The organism is Streptomyces sp. NPDC039480, from assembly GCF_055597165.1.
Genome location: NZ_JBVITX010000002.1, coordinates 826,991 through 845,494, shown reverse-complemented (window position 1 = coordinate 845,494; position 18,504 = coordinate 826,991). Strand labels below are relative to the sequence as shown.

At 72.2% G+C, this 18,504-nt stretch carries 8 protein-coding genes and 1 pseudogene; 3 read left to right on the top strand and 6 right to left on the bottom strand.

Annotated features, from left to right (window positions below; genetic code table 11):
- Positions 1-98: 98 nt before the first annotated feature.
- Positions 99-749 (top strand): CGNR zinc finger domain-containing protein, encoded by a 651-nt coding sequence (locus ACZ56E_RS09795; protein ID WP_471212813.1) that lies wholly within the window; start codon positions 99-101, stop codon positions 747-749.
- Here ACZ56E_RS09795 and sodX read toward each other — a convergent pair.
- A complete protein-coding gene (gene sodX / locus ACZ56E_RS09790) occupies positions 632-1,066 on the bottom strand; it encodes a nickel-type superoxide dismutase maturation protease (RefSeq protein ID WP_471212810.1) in 435 nt (144 codons plus the stop codon). The genes ACZ56E_RS09795 and sodX overlap by 118 nt on opposite strands.
- A 144-nt stretch (positions 1,067-1,210) precedes the next feature.
- Here sodX and sodN point away from each other — a divergent pair, with 144 nt between their 5' ends.
- Complete coding sequence (sodN, locus tag ACZ56E_RS09785) at positions 1,211-1,606, top strand: superoxide dismutase, Ni (RefSeq protein WP_055699600.1); 396 nt, start codon at positions 1,211-1,213, stop codon at positions 1,604-1,606.
- Positions 1,607-1,855: 249 nt separating this feature from the next.
- Positions 1,856-3,916: a GTP-binding protein gene (locus tag ACZ56E_RS09780; protein WP_471212805.1), complete on the top strand. Its 2,061-nt coding sequence runs from the start codon at positions 1,856-1,858 to the stop codon at positions 3,914-3,916.
- Between the two features lie 4 nt (positions 3,917-3,920).
- On the opposite strand, the gene ACZ56E_RS09775 is transcribed toward ACZ56E_RS09780, so the two are convergent.
- The 5 genes and pseudogenes from ACZ56E_RS09775 to ACZ56E_RS09755 all read right to left on the bottom strand — a co-directional run.
- Positions 3,921-4,853 carry a sigma-70 family RNA polymerase sigma factor gene (locus tag ACZ56E_RS09775; protein WP_471212803.1) on the bottom strand — a complete coding sequence of 311 codons (933 nt, stop codon included), beginning with the start codon at positions 4,851-4,853 and terminating at the stop codon, positions 3,921-3,923.
- Between the two features lie 71 nt (positions 4,854-4,924).
- Entirely contained in the window at positions 4,925-6,364 is a 1,440-nt protein-coding gene (locus ACZ56E_RS09770; RefSeq protein ID WP_471212800.1) for an MFS transporter, read from the bottom strand.
- Positions 6,348-7,451 (bottom strand): alpha/beta hydrolase, encoded by a 1,104-nt coding sequence (locus ACZ56E_RS09765; protein WP_471212797.1) that lies wholly within the window; start codon positions 7,449-7,451, stop codon positions 6,348-6,350. Before ACZ56E_RS09765 ends, ACZ56E_RS09770 begins: the two co-directional genes overlap by 17 nt.
- Positions 7,448-10,318 (bottom strand): thioester reductase domain-containing protein, encoded by a 2,871-nt coding sequence (locus ACZ56E_RS09760; RefSeq protein ID WP_471212795.1) that lies wholly within the window; start codon positions 10,316-10,318, stop codon positions 7,448-7,450. Before ACZ56E_RS09760 ends, ACZ56E_RS09765 begins: the two co-directional genes overlap by 4 nt.
- Positions 10,311-18,476: pseudogene (locus ACZ56E_RS09755) on the bottom strand (HAD-IIIC family phosphatase); the annotation flags it as partial. The gene ACZ56E_RS09760 and the pseudogene ACZ56E_RS09755, both read right to left, overlap by 8 nt.
- Positions 18,477-18,504 lie beyond the last annotated feature (28 nt).

Here is an 18,504-nt window from a genome sequence, read left to right as displayed (position 1 = left end):
AAACCCTCCACAACGTAAGACACGTAATACCCTAGTACCGCAGTCGGCCATTACCGGCCGATGGGAATGACCATAGCCCGCCCCCGTAAGGACTACAAGTGGAACTGGCCTATTACTCGGACTACGCCGTACGCCTGGTCAACAGCGAGGAGCCGGGCCGCAACAAGGACACGCTGACGTCCGTCGAGGCGATCAGGGAGCTGTTCGGGCCGAGCACGCAGATGGGGCGCCGCGCGACGGACTCCGACGTCACGCGCTTCCGTTCCGTGCGGGCCAGGCTTCGGGCGGTCTTCGAGGCGGCGGACGGCGGCGACGAGACGCTCGCGGTCGACCTGCTGAACTCACTGCTCCTGGAGTTCCCCGTCAGCCCGCAGATCTCGGGCCACGACCACCGGGACGACGACGGCCGCCCGCTGTGGCATCTGCATCTGGCGGACCATCCCTCGAACGCGACGGCGGGGTACGCCGCGATCGCCGCGATGGGCCTCGCCTTCCACCTCACCGAGCACGGCGTGGACCGCCTCGGCCTGTGCGAGGCGGCGCCGTGCCGCAACGCCTACCTCGACACGTCCACGAACCGCTCCCGGCGCTACTGCTCGGACCGCTGCGCGACCCGCGCCAACGTCGCCGCCTACCGCGCCCGGAAGCGCCTGGAGACGGAGCGGTCCGCCGCCACCGGCCGCACGGCGCCGAGCGCCCAGCGCACCAGCGCGAGCGGCGAGCGGCGGCCGGGCGCCGGCGGCCGATAGCGGAACCGCACCTTCCCCAGGACGAGCTCTTCAGGAACAACCCCGTAATCCGTGCTGTCCCCGCCCGCGAACGCGTTGTCGCCGAGCACCCACCAGCCGCCCCCGCGCCGCTCCTTGGCCCGCTTGACCACCAACAGGTCCTGCTGGAACGGATGGCACAGGATCACCACGTCACCCGGACGCACCCGTGCCCCCCACTGCACGAGCAGCCGGTCCCCGTGGTGCAGCGTCGGCACCATCGAAGGACCCGTCACCTCCGCGGCACCCCACGGCACGACGGCCCTCCCGCGCTCGCCCTCCTGCGACAGCTCCGGCATCCCCGGCACCTCCCCGGTCCTATCCTCCACCAGTCCCAGTCTGACCCTGGACTTTTGTCCTAAGCCCAAGGGGGCACTCGCGAAAACACGTCTCTCACGGAGTAATGTCCCACCTGAGAAGACGATCACGAGGAGGACAGCACCATGCTTTCCCGCCTGTTTGCCCCCAAGGTGAAGGTCAGCGCCCACTGCGACCTGCCCTGCGGCGTGTACGACCCGGCCCAGGCCCGTATCGAGGCGGAGTCGGTCAAGGCCGTGCAGGAGAAGATGGCCGCCAACGACGACGCGCACTTCCAGGCGCGCGCCGTGGTCATCAAGGAGCAGCGCGCCGAGCTCGCGAAGCACCACGTCTCGGTGCTCTGGAGCGACTACTTCAAGCCCCCGCACTTCGAGAAGTACCCGGAGCTGCACCAGCTGGTCAACGACACCCTCAAGGCCCTCTCGGCCGCGAAGGCCTCGACGGACCCGGCCACGGGCCAGAAGGCGCTGGACCACATCGCCCAGATCGACAAGATCTTCTGGGAGACGAAGAAGGCCTGACGCACCGCGTCGGACTTCTTCACGCTTCGTCCGACAGCACCCGGCATCCGCGCGGAGCCGGGTGCTGTCGGCGTTTCCGGGGCCGGCTGGGCCTTATTCGGTTGCCGCTCCGGGCCGGCCCCTGCTGCACTGGCGGGACCGGCAGAGGCCCGGTGGAGTCTGTGGAATCTGTGGAGGAGAAGGAAATGCGGCGTTCGTGCATGTCCCACGCGAAAGGAATCGCCACTTCCACAGAGGACATGACCGTACGTGCATTCAGCTGCCCCGAACACTCCCAGCCCGCGCATCCTGAACCTGGGCATTCTGGCTCACATCGACGCCGGTAAGACCAGCCTGACCGAGCGGCTTCTGTATGCCGCCGGGGTCATCGACGAGGTCGGTCGCGTCGATGACGGAAACACCCGGACCGACTCCCTCGCCCTGGAGCGGCAGCGCGGTATCACCATCAAGTCCGCGGTCGTCTCCTTCTCCATCGGCGGTACGACCGTCAATCTGATCGACACCCCCGGCCACCCGGACTTCATCGCCGAGGTGGAGCGGGTGCTCAGCGTGCTCGACGGTGCCGTGCTCGTGGTGTCCGCCGTGGAGGGGGTCCAGGCGCAGACCCGCGTTCTGCTGCGGACGCTGCGCCGGCTGCGCATCCCCACGCTGATCTTCGTGAACAAGGCGGACCGCCGCGGCGCCCGCTGCGAAGGCGTCCTGCGGCACATCGCCGACCGGCTGACCCCCGACGTCGTCCCGATGGGCACGGTCTCCGGGCTCGGTACGCGCGAGGCCGCCTTCACCCCGTACACCGGCGAGAGCGCCGGGGCCGGGGGCTTCACCGCTCGGCTGACCGAGGTGCTCGCCGAGCACGACGACACGCTTCTGTCCGCCTACGTCGACGACGCGGCGTCCCTCTCGTACGACCGTCTCCGCACCGAACTGGCCCGGCAGACCCGGAGCGCGCTCGTCCACCCGGTCTTCTTCGGGTCGGCCATGACGGGGATGGGTGTACGTGAACTCATTGACGGCGTCGTGGAGTTGTTGCCCTCATCGGCCGGGGACGCCGAAGGGCCGGTCTCCGGGAGCGTGTTCAAGGTCGAGCGGGGCGTGGCCGGGGAGAAGATCGCGTACGTACGCATGTTCTCGGGCACGGTCCGCACGCGGGACCGCCTTGACCTCGGCACGGAGGCCAAGGTCACCGCCGTCAGTGTCTTCGAGCGCGGCTCGGACGTGCGGTGCCAGGAGGTCCGTGCGGGGCAGATCGGCAAGCTGTGGGGGCTGGGGGACGTCAGGATCGGGGACGTGATCGGCGTGCCGCGGCAGGGTGTCGAGCCCGGTGGTCGCTTCTTTGCGCCGCCGACCCTGGAGACCGTCGTCTCCCCGCTCCGACCCGCCGACCGCGGCGCCCTCCACCTCGCGCTCACCCGGCTCGCCGAGCAGGACCCGCTGATCGACCTGCGGCAGGACGACATCCGCCAGGAGGTGTCCGTCTCGCTCTACGGCGAGGTGCAGAAGGAGGTCATCCAGGCGACGCTCGCCGAGGACTTCGGGCTCGACGTCTCCTTCCGGGAGACCACGACGATCTGCGTGGAGCGGGTCGTCGGCACCGGTGCGGCGTTCGAGATCATCGACAAGGAACCCAATCCGTTCCTCGCCACGGTCGGGCTGCGGGTGGCGCCCGCGCCGGTGGGCTCCGGGGTGGAGTTCCGGCTCGGGGTCGAGCTCGGGTCGATGCCGTACGCGTTCTTCAGGGCCGTCGAGGAGACCGTCAGGGAGACACTGCACCAGGGTTTGTACGGCTGGCGGGTGCCCGATTGCACCGTGACGATGACGCACGCCGGGTACTGGCCGCGTCAGAGCCATGCCCACGGCACGTTCGACAAGAGCATGTCCAGCACAGCCGGGGACTTCCGGAATCTGACGCCGCTGGTCCTGATGGACGCGCTGCGGGCGGCGGGCACGGTGGTGCACGAGCCGATGCACCACTTCCGGCTCGACGTGCCCGCCGACACGGTCGGGGCGGTCCTGCCCGTACTCGCCCGGCTGCGCGCCGTCCCCCGCTCCCCCACGGCGAACGGAGCGGCGTACCGCCTGGAAGGAGACATTCCCGCGCAGCAGGTGCACGCGCTGGAGCAGCTACTGCCCGGACTCACCCGCGGTGAGGGCGAGTTGGAGGCCTCCTTCGACCACTACGAACCGGTGCGCGGCGGGACGGTCCCGCGGCGCGAGCGGACGGACCACGATCCGCTCCACCGCAAGGAGTATCTGTTGCGGGTGGTCCGCAGGACCGGTGGTGGTGCCGGTACCGCGGGGGCCGTCCGGTGATGGCTCAGGCGTCCGTGAGGGGGCGGGTCAGGTGCCGCAGGCGTGCGCGGTCCGCGATGATGTTGATCTCGACGATCCTGCCGTCCACCACCGTGAAGGACCCGAGCGAGACCGCCTCGCCGCCCGGGAGTCCGACCAGGCCGGGGAGGCCGTTGACGAGCACCATGTGCTGGTCCGCGGCGCCCCGCGCGAACATCGCGGCCTGATCGGCCACCGCCGCCGCGCCGCGCACCAACTTCGAAAGGCCGGAGGACAGTTCCCCCGTGTCGGCGCGCAGCACGACGTCCGGGTCGAGGAGTTCGAGAAGCGCGTCGAAGTCGCCGGCGCGCGTGGCCGCCATCCACGCCTCGACGACCTCGCGCTGCTTGGCGACGTCGGTCTCCGCGGCCGGCGTCGCGTCCCGCACCCGGCGGCGGGCCCGGCTCGCCAGTTGCCTGGTCGTCGCCGCCGAGCGCTCGACGACGGGCGCGATCTCGTCGAAGGGCACGGCGAACATGTCGTGCAGCACGAACGCGAGGCGTTCGGCGGGCGCCAGGGTGTCGAGTACGACGAGGAGCGCGAGGCCCACCGAATCGGCGAGCAGCGCCTCCTGCTCGGGGTCGGCCGTGTCGACGCGCGCCACGACCGGGTCGGGGATGTGCGTCTCGCCGAAGGCCTGCAGGGACGCGTCCAGGGAGTCCTCGCGCCGGGACTGCCGGGAGCGCAGCAGGTCCAGGCAGATGCGGCCGACGACGGTGGTCAGCCAGCCGCCCAGGTTCCGCACCTCCCCCGCGTCCGGCCCCGCCTCGGTGCGGCTCAGCCGGAACCAGGCCTCCTGCACCGCGTCCTCGGACTCGCCCAGCGAGCCGAGCATGCGGTACGCCACTGCGTTCAGCCGGGGCCTGTGCTCCTCGAACCGTGCCGCGAGGGCGAGTTGGGCCGATCCGTTCTCGATCATCCCTCCATTGAACAGGAGACTCGGCCGAACAGGAGGGTCAGCTGAACAGGAGAGTCAGGCGAACAGGAGGGTCAGGCGATGGTGTCCGCCGGCCTGGGTTCCTCGGCGTGGGTCGCAGGGCGCGGCCGCCGCATGAGGAGGACCGAGACGATCCCGAGCACCGCCGCGCACAGCGTGGAGCCGATCGTGATGGCGGCGAAACCGCTGCGCGAGGCGTCGTCGGCGTCGCCCGCGAAGCTGGCGAAGAGCGAGCCGAAGAGCGAGACCGCGATGGCCTCGCTGCCGAGGCGGACCGTGTTGATCCAGCCCGCCCCCATGCCCGCCTCGTCCGCCGGTACGTGCGCGAGCGCCTCGCCGTCGACGAGCCCCGCCTGGAGCCCGAACCCGATGCCGACGACGACCATCGGCAGCGTCATCCAGGCCAGCCCGGGAGCGGCGGTCGCGCCCGCGAGGACGAGGCCCACGACCAGCAGCCCGATGCTCCACGTGAAGATGGTGTGGGCGGGGGTGCCGCGGGCGGTCAGGCGGGCGGCGATCAGCGGGGCGACCAGGACGGGCAGGGTCAGGAACATGAGGTACGCGCCGCTGGCACCGGCCGACGCCCCGTACGCGCCCTGGAAGAACACCGGCAGGTAGGCGACCGCGTTGGTGAAGGTGAACGACGCCACCGCGACGACCAGCGTGATGCCGGCGAAGCGCCTGCTGCGCAGGGTGCTCAGGCTGAGCAGCGGATTGGGCGCGGTGTTCTCGCGCCAGGCGAACAGGCCGTAGCAGCCGATGCCGAAGGCCGTGCAGAGCAGGAAGGGCGGTGAGGCCCAGCCCGTCGCCGAGCCGAGGGCGAGGCCGCCGAGGGTGACGGTGGTCGCCGTGCAGAACAGCACCGCTCCCGGCCAGTCGATGCGGGCCGCGCGCCGCTTCTCGTGGGCGGCGGCCCGGCGGATCAGCGGCATGCCCGCGCAGGCGACGACCAGGCAGGTCAGCTGGAAGCCGTAGACGAGGCGCCAGCCGGAGAGCTGGGTGAGCAGCCCGCACAGGGACGGGCCGAACGCGAGCGAGAGGCCCGCGACCGACCCGAGGAGGGCGAAGGCGCGGGTGCGCCGTTCGCCCTCGAAGTTCGACGAGACGACGGCCGAGCCCACCGAGAAGACCGCCCCGGCCCCCGCGCCGGCCAGCAGCCGGGCCCCGTCGAGGACCCAGTAGTTGCCGGCGACGAGGCTGAGCGCGGAGCCCGCGCCGAACGTGAGCAGCCCGAAGAGCAGCGCCTGCCAGCGCCCGATGATGTCGGCGACGGAGCCCCAGACGAGGGTCGAGCAGGCGAACGTCAGGTTGTAGCCGTTGAGGACCCACTGCTCGCCCACCGATGAGCTGCCCAGGTCGTCGGCGATGTCGCCGAGGGAGACGGCGGTGCCGGACACGGACAGCGGGACCGTGAAGATGGCGAGCAGGATGACGGGCATGAGCAGGCGCGTGCCGGGCGCCGGGGCGCCCGGCAGGTCAGGCGCGGACGTCATCGGTCACCCGGCACTCGTCGAGGAAGTCGACGATGTGGCCGAACACGTCGAGCGCGGCGTTGCGGCCGATGAACGCGTCGAGATGGCCGTAGCCCGGCACCTCCACGTACCGGACGTCCATCTCGGGGTAGCGGCGCTTCAGGACGTCGTGGCAGATCTCGTTCGAGTCGTACCAGAAGCGGTTGTCGCTGCCGGAGAGCAGCATCAGGGGCGCGTCGTACGAGCCCGCCTGGTCGAGGGCGTTCTTCGGCAGGGCATCGTAGCGGCCGTCGCTGTCGTTGTACCGCATCATCGTGTGCGCCAGTTCGATGCTGCGCAGGTGCGGCAGGATCCACATCGGCACCGTGCCGTACAGGTCGGCGAGGCGGTCGTGGGTGACGTCGTCGAGGTTGTCGTGCTCGAAGAGCGAACCGCCGACACCCCACGAGTCGTTGTGCAGGATCTGGCAGTTGGGGTCCTTGCACTCGGCGCCCAGCGACACCTCGGCGAAGATCAGGGAGTGCTTCGACCACATGCCGACCTTCTTGAAGTCGGTGGGGATGTTGACGAAGCGGGAGCGCAGCAGCTCTCCGCCGAAGTGCAGGCGGGCCCGCGTCTTCCAGGACATCTTCGGGGTGAGGAACACGCCCTGCGCGACGACGCCGGACAGGCCGGGCACCAGGCCCGCGGCCATGCTGAGGGACAGGCACATCGCGCCGATGCAGTGCGCCACGACGAGGAGTTCGCGTCCCTCGATACGTCCCCTGATCAGCGAAACGGCCTCGGGGATGTCGTAGAGCGCCACGTCGTCGAAGGTGTAGCGGACCCGGCCCTCGTTGTAGGGCAGCCGGCAGCTGCCGCGCCAGTCGAGGAGCCACGGTTCGTAGCCCGCGTCGAGCAGGACGTCCACGAGGTTGCGGGTCTCGGGCAGCGTGAACATGTCGGCCGACGCGGTCAGTCCGTGCAGGATCAGGACGACCGGGCGGTCGGTGGAGCCGTCCTCGGGGGCGACGCGGGTGAGGCCGAGCCGGGTGCCGTCGGAGGCGGTGAAGGGGATGTCCTCGACGCGGTCGCCGAGTGCGTGGTGGAGGGGCCTCAGCGGCGTCATCGGGTCTGCTCCCTTTTGATCATCAGCTTCCTGATCTTGCGTTGCAGCTTGTCCTGGTCCCGGTCGATGGCGTCCTTGCGCAGGTCGAGGAGTTCGGCGACGGCGCGCAGGGACGGTTCGGCGAGGCCCATGCCGACCTGGACGAAGAACCAGGAGAGCCAGGCGAGTTTGGCGAGGCGCTGCTCCTGGGAGGAGAGGCGCGGGTCGACCTCGATGCCGTCGATCTGGTCGGGGACGTAGCTCTTGCCGGGGACCTTGACGACACCGGTGAGGGTCGCGGGTTCGTTCTCGCGGCCGATGGTGACGTCGATGGTGCGGGTCTGCTTCCAGAAGTCGCGGCTGGCGCGGGCCGTCTTCCAGCCCTCCAGCCACCAGCGGCCGCCGTCGCGGTCCACGAGGACGAGGCGGTAGCGCAGCAGCGGATGGTCGCTGCCGTGCCGCAGCGGTACGCCCTCGTCCGGGCGGACCCAGATCTCGCCGGCCTCCACGGTCAGCGGCTCCGGGTGCAGCCGTTCGCAGAACACCTCACCGCGGACGTCGATCTTCCGGTGGCGTACGACCTGGTACATGCTGGCGATGGAGAGGGTGAGCGCCATCCTGCACTTGGCGTCGCGCTCCTCGCCGACGGGACCGATCCGGCCCTTGGTCCGCTCACGGAACTGCAGGTAGGGCGGGTCCTCGCGGCTGGGAAGCCGGGCGACACCGTCCTTCGCCATCCGCTCGAAGGCCTTCAACTGCGCCTGCGACCCGTACCGTTCGGCCTCGGGCAGGCGGTGCCGCGCGACGAAGCGGTCGGTGCGCTCCGAGCCGGCCTCCGGGCCGAACATCAGTGCCTCGAAGAGCTTCATGGCGGTGGGGCTGCGCAGGATGCGGATCAGGAAGTCGAGCTCGGGCACGGGGTCGGCGGCGTGCCGCTCCAGCAGATCGTCGCGCCACGCCCGCCAGTTGGCCACGCGGACGTTCATGCCGGCCAGCTTCATGTCCTTGACCAGCTGGGGCAGGGTCTCGGCGCGGCCCGTGACGTTGTAGTTCTGGCCCCACGCCGCGGGGTCGAAGACCACGGCGGCCGTCACCTTGCTGATCCAGTCGACCGGCGCGAGGTTCATGAACTTGAAGGCGGGCACGGTCCGGTACCGGGAGAACGCGCCGATCAGACCGGTGCTGAGGTCGCGCGGGTTGTACACGCCGGTGCGGGTGTGGCCGCCGATCGCGCCGGGCCGCAGGAACGTGACGGTGAGCCCGTGCTCGCGGGCGCGCCGCAGCACGGCTTCCGCCGCCCACTTCGACTTGTCGTAGCCGGCGAAGAGCCGGTCGATGTGGGCCACCGGGTCGTCCTCGCCCATCTTCTCGATGCCGACCTCGTTGAAGACGGCGACCGAGGAGATGTGGTGCAGCGGCTTGGCGCGGCCCGTCATCGCCAGTTCGGCGAGGGCCAGCGGGCCGAGCACGTTGGTCTGGCGCAGGGAGGGGTAGCCGCGCAGGAAGTCGACGGCGGCGGCGACGTTGACGATCGAGTCGAGGTCCTGGGCGAGCCCCTCCCACACGTCCTGTGCCAGTCCGAGGAACGGCTGCCTCAGGTCGGCCGCGAGGACGGTGACCCGGCGCCGCACCTCGGCGGTCCAGGGCTGGTCGAAGCCGGCCAGCGCGTCGGCGAGCCGCCGCTCCGCCGCGGCGTCGTCGGCGGCCCGCACGAGACACACGACGTGGGCGTCGCCCTGCCGCAGCAGGTCGAGCAGGAGGTGACTCCCGAGGTACCCGGTGGCGCCGGTGAGCAGAATCCGCCGGGGCGCCACGGGGTCGGCCTGCCGACTGAACGGCAGCCGATCGGCCAACGCGAGGTCGGCGAGGATCGCCTCGAGGTCTTCGTCGTGGGTGGAGCTGTGGGGGGCGGGGATGAGGACGGGGGGTATGGAGGGGGTGGGGGCGGAGACGGAGGTGGGGACGGGGACAGGGACGGCTGTGGGGGTCACGGCCGTGGGCGCGGGGGCCGTGGGCACGGGCGCCGTGGGAGTCGGGGCTGCCGTGGCTGCCGGGGCGGGGGTGGCCGACGCCGTCGTGGGCAGGCCCAGGGCCTTGGCCCAGCGCTGGGCCAGGCGCCGCGGACGGGCGTCGGCGAAGACGTCGTCGAGGGTCAGCTGTACGTCGAGTTCCCGCGCCATCAGCGCGACGAGCTCGACGGCGTCGACGGAGGAGAGCCCGGCGTCGAACAGGTCCGTCTCGGAGTCGGGCGCACCACCGGGGAGAAAGCGGGCGGCGCGGGCGGCAATGTCCGCGGCGACTTCGGCGACGGTCCGCACGGGTCCGGCGGCGCCGGGCTGCTCGGTGGACCCGGGGAGCCCGGTGGCCCCGGCGGGCCCTGCCGCTGACGTCGGCTCCGCCGAACCCGCACCACCCGTCAGGCCTACACCGCCACCCGTCGGGCCCGCACCGGCACCCTTCAAGTCCGCGCCGCCACCCGCCGGACCCGTGCCGGCGCCCGTCGCGCCCGCACCGCCACCCGTCAGACCGGCGCCGCCACCCGTCAGGCCCGCACCGGCACCCTTCAGATCCGCGCCGCCACCCGTCAGACCGGCGCTGCCACCCGTCGGGCCCGCGCCAGCACCCTGGACGCCTGCGCCGACACCCGTCGGGCCCGCGTCGGCGCCCTTCGAGTCCGCGGCACCAGCCGTCGGGCTCGCGCCCCCTGCGGAAGGGCTCGCGCCCCCCGCGGGCGGCTGCGTCGCGGCAGGGCCGGTCGGTGGTTTCCGGAAGTGGGCGAGGAGATTGGCCGCGGCACTTCTGCCGGGACCGCTCCGCTCGATCGCCTCCTCCTCGGGTCGCCGGTTGACACTGCGGTTGCGACTCGTGCCGCTTGCCGCCTCAGGCATTGCTGTCCTCCGCTGCATGATCGGATGCGGGGTCCCAGGAACGGAACTCCCGAAGTTGTGCGAGCCCCACCGCCGTCTCCAGGCGGGGTGCGTCGACGTCGCCGCCGCCCAGGCGGGACACGAGGCGTCGGGCGGGAATGTTGCGGGGTGTGTTGTCGGCGATCAGCCGCACCGTGGTGCAGCCATGGGCCTCGGCGCGGTCGGCGAGCCACTGCAGCAACCGGTCCTCGACGCCCCGGCCGAGCACGCGGCAGCTCATCATCCAGGCGACGACTTCGAGCGCGTCACCGTCGACGGTGACCGCCAGGACGCCGATCTGCCCGTACGCGCCGAAGCGGTCCCGTGCCGTCGCCGTCCACACCTCGCCGCTCTGCCGCAGTCGCGCCAGTTCGGCGTCGTCCAGAGGGCGGGGCCGCAGGTTGAACTGATTGGTGCGCCTGCTGAGCTGGACGGTGCGCTCGGCGGTCTCCTCGTTCACCGGTTCGATGTCGAGTTCGAGCCGGAGGTTCTCCAGGAACTCGGCGAAGCCGAGCTGGGCCCTGGCCTCGTCGCGCACCTGCTCCTGCCGGTAGAAGTCGGCCCGTGCGGAGTCCTCCGCCGTCGCGGCCCGCGGCACCATCGGCCACAGCCGGGTGACGAAGTCGGCGAGTTCGCCGGCGCTCGGGCAGGTGAGGCAGAGCACTTCCGGCAACTGGGCGCGGACCCCGGCGATTTCGACGGGGTTGTCGTCGAGGAAGAGGAAACTGTCGAGACCGAGCCGCAGCTCCTCAGCAATCCGGACGATCCGGGTCCACTTGGGTTCCCAGGCGGCGGAGATCGCGGCGAAGTGCTCACGGCGCAGCGGGCTGTCGGGGCGGTCGAGGATGCGGTGCACGGTCTCCTCGTCGTTGTTGGAGACCATGGCGAGCAGGACGCCGGCCTCCCGCCACTGGAGCAGCCGGGCGGCGAGCAGGGCGCGGGCTCCGGTGAAGTCGACGTTCTCGGGGCCGACTTCGCCCGCGATGCCGCTCCACAGCGTCTCGTCGCCGTCGACGACGATCACCTTGGGTGCCCGCCGGCGCACCTGCTGGAGTACGTCGGCGAGGCGCAGCGCCACCAGGGCCTGGAACTCGTCCTGGAACGGCAGGTGAGCCATCGCGTCGGTGTGGGCGTCGAACACGTCCGCCACCGGGTAGTCGTCGCCGGTCCAGGTGTCGGAGGGCAGGACGGCGATGCCGGGGACGTCCGCGAGGCGCAGCGTCACCTGCTGTTCCCAGTCCCGGAGGCGTCCGTCGTCGGCGCTGTCGGGCAGGAAGGCGACGACGAGCGGCTTGCGGGTGCGCTCGGCGAGGGAGCGCAGCGCGGCCGGGTACTCGTCGGCGAGCTGGTCGAGCAGCACGTGCTCCGACCCGCTTCCGGCGTCCGCGAAGCGGGTGAGGTCGCCGGGCCGCAACAGGACGAGCCCGACGGCCGTCGCCGCCTGCACGAACACGCTGCCCGGATCGAGCAGACTCGCCAGAACCTGGTGGTACGGCGCCTCCACCACATCGAAGGGCGCACCCTCGACCCCGGCGTCCTGCACGGCGAAGGACAACATGGCCGGCAGGTTGCCGAGCGCGAAGGTCGCGGCGAGGGCGAGTTGGGGCGTGGGGACGGGGGCGGGCGCGGGTTCGGTGGTGGGTGCGAGCTCGGTCGTAGGCGCGGGTTCGGTAGTGGGCGCCTCCCCTCGCGCCCGCGTCGACGCGTCCGTCGCGAACTGGGCGGCGAGGCTCAGGAAGTCCTCGGCGAGCGTCGCGCAGGACGCGTCGTCGAGTACGTCGGTGTTGTACTCCAGGCCGACCTTTCCGAGGCCCGGCATCACCGTGACCATCAGGTCGAGGTCGGAGTAGCCGGTGCCCGCCGGGACGATGTGGAGGCCCTCCGCCGCTCCGGCCTGCGGCGGCATGTAGTTGAAGTAGACCTCGACGAGCGGCGCGTCCTTGCGGTACAGGCCTTCCTGCACGAGTGCGGACATCGCGTCGAAGAACGTGACGCCGCGCTCCAGGACCCGGCTGAGCCGGCTGTCGGTGCGCCGGAGGACGTCCTCGGCGGTGTCGTCGGCGTCGACCTGTGCGGCGTACGGGATCGGCAGTCCGAAGTAGCCGACGGCGTCGAGCGCCGACACGTGCATGCGGGTGTCGACGGGCACCGCGAGGACGAACCTGTCCCGGTCGCGCAGCCGCGCGAGGTGCGCGGTCAGCGCGCCGAGCCAGAACGCGGCGGGCGTGATGCCGAGCCCCCTCGCCCCGCTCTCCACCCGCTCCTGGAGCTCCCGCGGCAGCTCCGCGAGGTGCATGGCGGAGCGGTACGACCGCTGCGTGGGACGCGGCGCGGCGAGTTCCAGGTCGAGCCGCCCCGCCCCGGCGAAGTCCGCACGCCAGTCACCCGCCCCCGAGGTCGCCCCCGAAGGCGCCCCGGACTGCGTGGCGGACCCGCTCTGGGCCTTCAGCAGCAGGTCGATGTCGCGGTTGGTGACCTCGGTGGGCGGTTCCGCCCCCGCGAGCCCCGCGCCCAGGCCGTGCGCCACGAGCATGAGCGAGGCGAGGTCGGAGACGGCGTGGTGCGCGCCGAAGACGAGGACCTGCTCGCCGGACGGGCGCGCGAGCAGCTCGAACCGCCACAGCGGGGCCGTGGCCAGGTCGAACGGCGGCTCCATCAGCGCGCACAGCCGCTCGTCCACGTCGGTGTCCTCGGCGACGTCGGACCACCGCAGCAGGTCGCCGTCGAGTGAGCGGCGTACCTCCAGCTGCTGTACGCCGTCGTCGTCCGGGACGATCGCGGTGCGCAGCGCGGCATGCCGGGCGGCCAGCGAGGCGATGACCTCGGCGAGCCGCTCCGGGGTCGTCGGCGTGGTGAGGCGCACGGCGAGTCCGACGTGGTGGGTGACGCCGGGCGTGCCGTGCTGTTCGGCACGGAGGAGGCGTACGACGTCGCGGGTGGCCGGGTGGCGTACGACGTCGGGGACGGTCTCGGCGCCCTCGACGGGCGCGCCCTCGGCGGGGCCGCCCTCCGGGGCGGACTCGACGGCCCCTTCCGCGCCCGCGATCAGCTGGTCGGCGATGGAGTCCACGCTGGCGCCGTTGAACAGCGAGGCGATCGGCAGGGACTGCCCGAAGTCGGCCTCGATCAGGCTGCGGATCTGCATGGCCATCACGGAGTCGAGGCCCTGTCCGACGAGTGCCGTACCGGCGTCGAGCTCCTCGGTGTCGAAGCCCATCGTCGTGGCGAACCGGTACCGCAGCCGGTCCACGACCGCGTCCCGCGAGTCGAGGGAGAGCCGTCCTCCGGCGTCCGCCGGGCGCCCCGTGCGGGATCCCGCGAGGCGGCGGCGCGGCGGGTACAGGCCGGCGAGGAGCGGGGGCAGCAGTGCCGGTTCGGTGGTGCGCAGGACCGGTTCGTTGAGGGCGGCCGCCAGGAGCAGCGCGTCGTCCGCGTCCCGGGTGAGCGCCGCGTCGAGGAGCCCGAGCCCCTGCTCGGTGGTGAGCGCGGCGATGCCGCCGCGGTTGATGCGCTCCAGATCGGCGTCGCCGAGGTGCCCGGTCATGCCGGTGGCCTCGGCCCACAGGCCCCAGGCCAGGGAGAGTCCGGGCAGTCCGGCCCTGCGGCGCTGCTGCATCAGCGCGTCGAGGAACGCGTTGGCCGCGGCGTAACCGGCCTGGCCCGCGCCGCCGAGGACGCCGGCGAGGGAGGAGAAGGCGATGAAGGCGGAGAGCTCGATGCCCTCGGTGAGCGTGTGCAGGTTCCAGACGGCGTCGGACTTCGGCCGCAGCACCGCGTTCAGGCCGTCCGTGTCCATGGACTCGACGACGGCGTCACGGAGTATGCCCGCCGCGTGGACGACGGCGGTCAGCGGATACTCCTCCGGCAGCCCGCGCAGTGCGCGGGCCAGCTGCTCGCGGTCGGCGGCGTCGCAGGCGATCACGGTGACCCGGGCTCCAGCGGCGGTGAGTTCGTCGCTCAGGGCCGCCACGCCTTCGCCCGCGGGGCCGCGACGGGACAGCAGGAGGAGGTGCCGGGCACCGAGCCGGGCGGCGTGCCGGGCGACCTGCGCGCCGAGGCCGCTCGTACCGCCGGTGATGAGGACGGTGCCCGTACCGAAGGCGGCGCCGGGGGTGGCTCCGGGGGCCGCTTGGGCGTCCTCGGCACGGAGGGACGGCACGTACAACTTGCCGTCGCGCAGAGCCAGTTCGGGCGCACCGGACCTCAGCACACTGGCCAACGCGTCCGGGTCGAGCCCGCCCGCGCCGGTACCGAGATCAGCGTCTACGAGGATCACGCGGCCGGGGTTCTCCGCGCGTGCGGCCCTCGCGAGGCCCCAGACGGGAGCCTGGGCGAGGTCGAGCGCGGCGTCGGGCGCCTCGGTTCCGGTGAGCACGGCGTGCCGGGTCAGCACGACCAGGCGGGCCGAGGCGGGCCGGTCCCGCGCCAGCCACTCCTGCACCTGGGTCAGGGTGCCCTGGAGGACGGCCCGCGCGCGGGCTGCGTCGGTGTCACCGACGGCGGGCGTGGCGGCGACGTCGAGCACCGTGACGTCCGAAGTGGTCTCCGCCCCCGAGGGCGTCTCTCCGTCACCCGCCGCGTACGGCGTCCATGCGAGGGACAGCAGCGACTGCGTGCTGCTGTCCGGGGTGGCGAGATCGCCGGCGGCCACCGGGCGTACGAGGAGGGAGTCGATGCGCGCGACCGGCGTACCGGACGGGTCGGCCGCCTCCACCGTGAACGTGTCGTCGCCGGTGGGCACGATACGTACGCGTACCTCGTCGGCGCCCCGGCTGTGCAGGGTGACCGAGCCGAAGGAGAACGGCAGCGGCGTGGCGCCTTCGAGCCCGTCCACGGCCGCGGCCTGCAACGCGGCGTCGAGGAGGGCGGGGTGCGCGCCGAAGCGCCGTGCCTCCTCCGCCTGCCGGCCGGGCAGGGCGACCTGCGCGAGGATCTCGCCGTCGAGCCGCCACACGTCGGACAGGCCCTGGAACGCCGGCCCGTACTCCAGGCCCGCGTCCGCCATCGTGTCGTAGTGCGCGGCGGCGTCCAGGCGTTCGGCGCCCGCGGGCGGCCAGGCGGCGCCGTACAGCGGGTTGCCGTTGGTGTCCGTCGCCGCGTCGGCGATGGTCGGACCAACGGTGGTCAGGACGGCGGACGCGTGGCGGGTCCACGGTTCGGAGCCGTCGGCCCTGCGGGGCCTCGCGTAGATGTCGAGGGGGCGCCCGGCGCCGTCCGCGCCGCCGATCCGCACCTGGACGTCGACATCACCCTGTTCGGGCAGCCGCAGCGGCGCGGTCAGCGTCAGCTCCCGCACCGTGTCGCAGCCGACCTCGTCGGCGGCGCGCAGGGCCAGCTCGACGAAGGCGGTGCCGGGCAGGATGACCGTGCCGAAGACCGCGTGGTCCGCGAGCCAGGGCTGGGCGGCGCGGGAGAGGCGGCCGGTGAGGACGACTTCGTCGCTGTCGGCGAGCCGGACGGCCGCGCCGAGCAGCGGATGCCGTACGGCTTCCAGGCCCGCGGAGCCGACGTCGGCGGAGGCGGCCGCGGCGGGCTGCCAGTACCGGCGGCGCTGGAAGGCGTACGTCGGCAGCTCGACGAGTGCGCCCCCGGCCAGCCACGGCGACCAGGACACGTCGAGACCGGCGACGAACACCTCGGCCAGACCGCGGAGCAGCTGGGCCTTCTCGTCCTCGTTGCGCCGAAGCGTGCCGACGGCGGTCACGCCCTTCGTACGAAGGTGATCGGCGTACTGCACGACGGCGCCGAGGAGCACGGGGTGCGGGCTGGCCTCGACGAAGATGCGGTGTCCGGACTCCAGGAGCTGGTGCAGGGCGGCATCGAAGCGGACGGTCTGACGCAGGTTGGTGAACCAGTACTCGGCGTCCATCACCGCCGTGTCGATCACATCGCCGGTGACCGTGGAGAACAGCGGGACCTGACCGCTGCGGGGCTCGATGGCCGCCAGTACGTCCAGCAGCTCATCGCGCAGGTCCTCGACCTGCGGCGAGTGCGAGGCGTAATCCACCGCGATCCGCCGCACCTGAACACCATCGGCCTCACAGGCGGCCATGAACGCATCCAGCTCGCCGGGAGAACCCGACACGACCACTTGCTCAGGACCGTTGACGACAGCCACCTGCAAGCCCTCGGTCAACCGGCCCACAACCTGCGCCTCCGGCGCCAGAACGGACACCATCCCGCCCTTACCCGCCAACCGCACAATCGCCCGCGACCGCAGCGCGACAACCCGAGCCGCATCGCTCAAGGACAGTGCGCCCGCGACACACGCGGCAGCGATCTCGCCCTGCGAGTGCCCGGCGACCGCGGCCGGCCGCACCCCCAGCGAACGCCACAGCTCCGCCAGCGACACCATCACCGCAAACAGCACCGGCTGCACCACGTCAACCCGACGCAGCGCCTCCTCATCCCCCTCCCGCACCACGTCCAGGAGAGACCAGCCGTCCACGAACGGCTCAAGGGCCGCACCACACTCAGCCATCCGCGACGCGAACACGGGAGAGAATTCGAGGAGCTCGCGGGCCATGCCGACCCACTGCGAGCCCTGCCCCGGGAACACGAACACCGCACCACCATCGGCGGCACCCGAGCCCGCGCGGCCCGACACCACACCAGCGGCCTCACGCCCGGCCGCCAACTCACCCAGCGCAGCCGTCAGTTCATCCACATCACTGCCGAGCACAACCGCCCGGTGCTCCAACACCGCACGCCCGACCGCCAGCGTGTGGCCCACATCCCGCAGATCCGGCAGCCCGCCCTCGTCGAGCCGGGCCAGCAGCCTCTCCGCCTGCTCTGCCAGTGCCGCCTCACTGCGCGCCGACAGCACCCACGGCACCACCGAAGCGGGCCCCTCAACCACAGGCACAGGCACAGGAACCGACACGTCGTCCTCAGGCGCCGCCTCAAGGATCACGTGCGCATTCGTCCCGCTGTAGCCGAAGGACGAGACCCCGGCGCGGCGCGGGCGGTCGTCCTCGGGCCACGGGCGGTTCTCCGTGAGGAGTCTGACCTGGCCCTCGGTCCAGTCGACGTGGCGCGACGGTTCGTCCACGTGGAGGGTGCGCGGCATGACGCCGTGCCGCATGGCCTGCACCATCTTGATGATGCCCGCGACACCCGCGGCGGCCTGCGTGTGGCCGATGTTGGACTTGACGGAGCCGAGCCACAACGGGCGTTCCAGGGCGCGTCCTTGGCCGTACGTGGCAAGGAGCGCCTGCGCCTCGATCGGGTCGCCGAGGGTCGTGCCGGTGCCGTGGCCCTCGACGACGTCGACGTCCGCGGTCGTCAGCCGGGCCGAGGCGAGGGCGTCCTGGATGACGCGCTGCTGGGCGGGGCCGTTGGGCGCGGTCTGGCCGTTGGACGCGCCGTCCTGGTTCACCGCGCTGCCCCGGACCACCGCGAGGACCCGGTGGCCGTTGCGCTGCGCGTCGGACAGGCGCTCCAGGGCCAGTACGGCCACGCCCTCGCCCCAGCCGGTGCCGTCGGCGGCGGTGGCGTAGGACTTGCAGCGGCCGTCGGCGGCGAGGCCGCGCTGGCGGGAGAACTCGACGAAGACGCCGGGCGTGGACAGCACGGTCACGCCGCCCGCGAGGGCGAGGGTGCACTCGCCGTCGCGCAGCGACTGCACGGCCTGGTGCAGGGCCACCAGCGACGACGAGCAGGCCGTGTCGACGGTGACGGCGGGGCCCTGGAGGCCGAGCGCGTAGGAGACGCGGCCGGACACGAGGCTGCCGACGCTGCCGCCGCCGGGGTCGTAGTCGTGGTGGAAGGACCCGGCGAAGACGCCGGTGGCGGTGTCCTTGAGGGTCTGCGGGTTGATGCCCGCGCTCTCCAGGGCCTGCCACGACGCCTCCAGCATGAGGCGGTGCTGCGGGTCCATGCCGTGGGCCTCGCGGGGCGTGATGCCGAAGAAGGCCGGGTCGAAGTCCGCCGCGTCGTGCAGGAATCCGCCGGAGCGGGTGTAGGTCTTGCCGGGGTTGCCGGGCTCCGGGTCGTAGAGGGCGTCGATGTCCCAGCCGCGGTCGGCGGGGAAGTTGCCGATCATGTCCTCGCCCTTGAGGACGACGTCCCACAGGTGGTCCGGCGAGGACACCCCGCCGGGCAGCCGGCAGCTCATCCCGACGATCGCCACGGGCTCGTTGCGACGGTCCTCGAGGCTCTGCAACTGC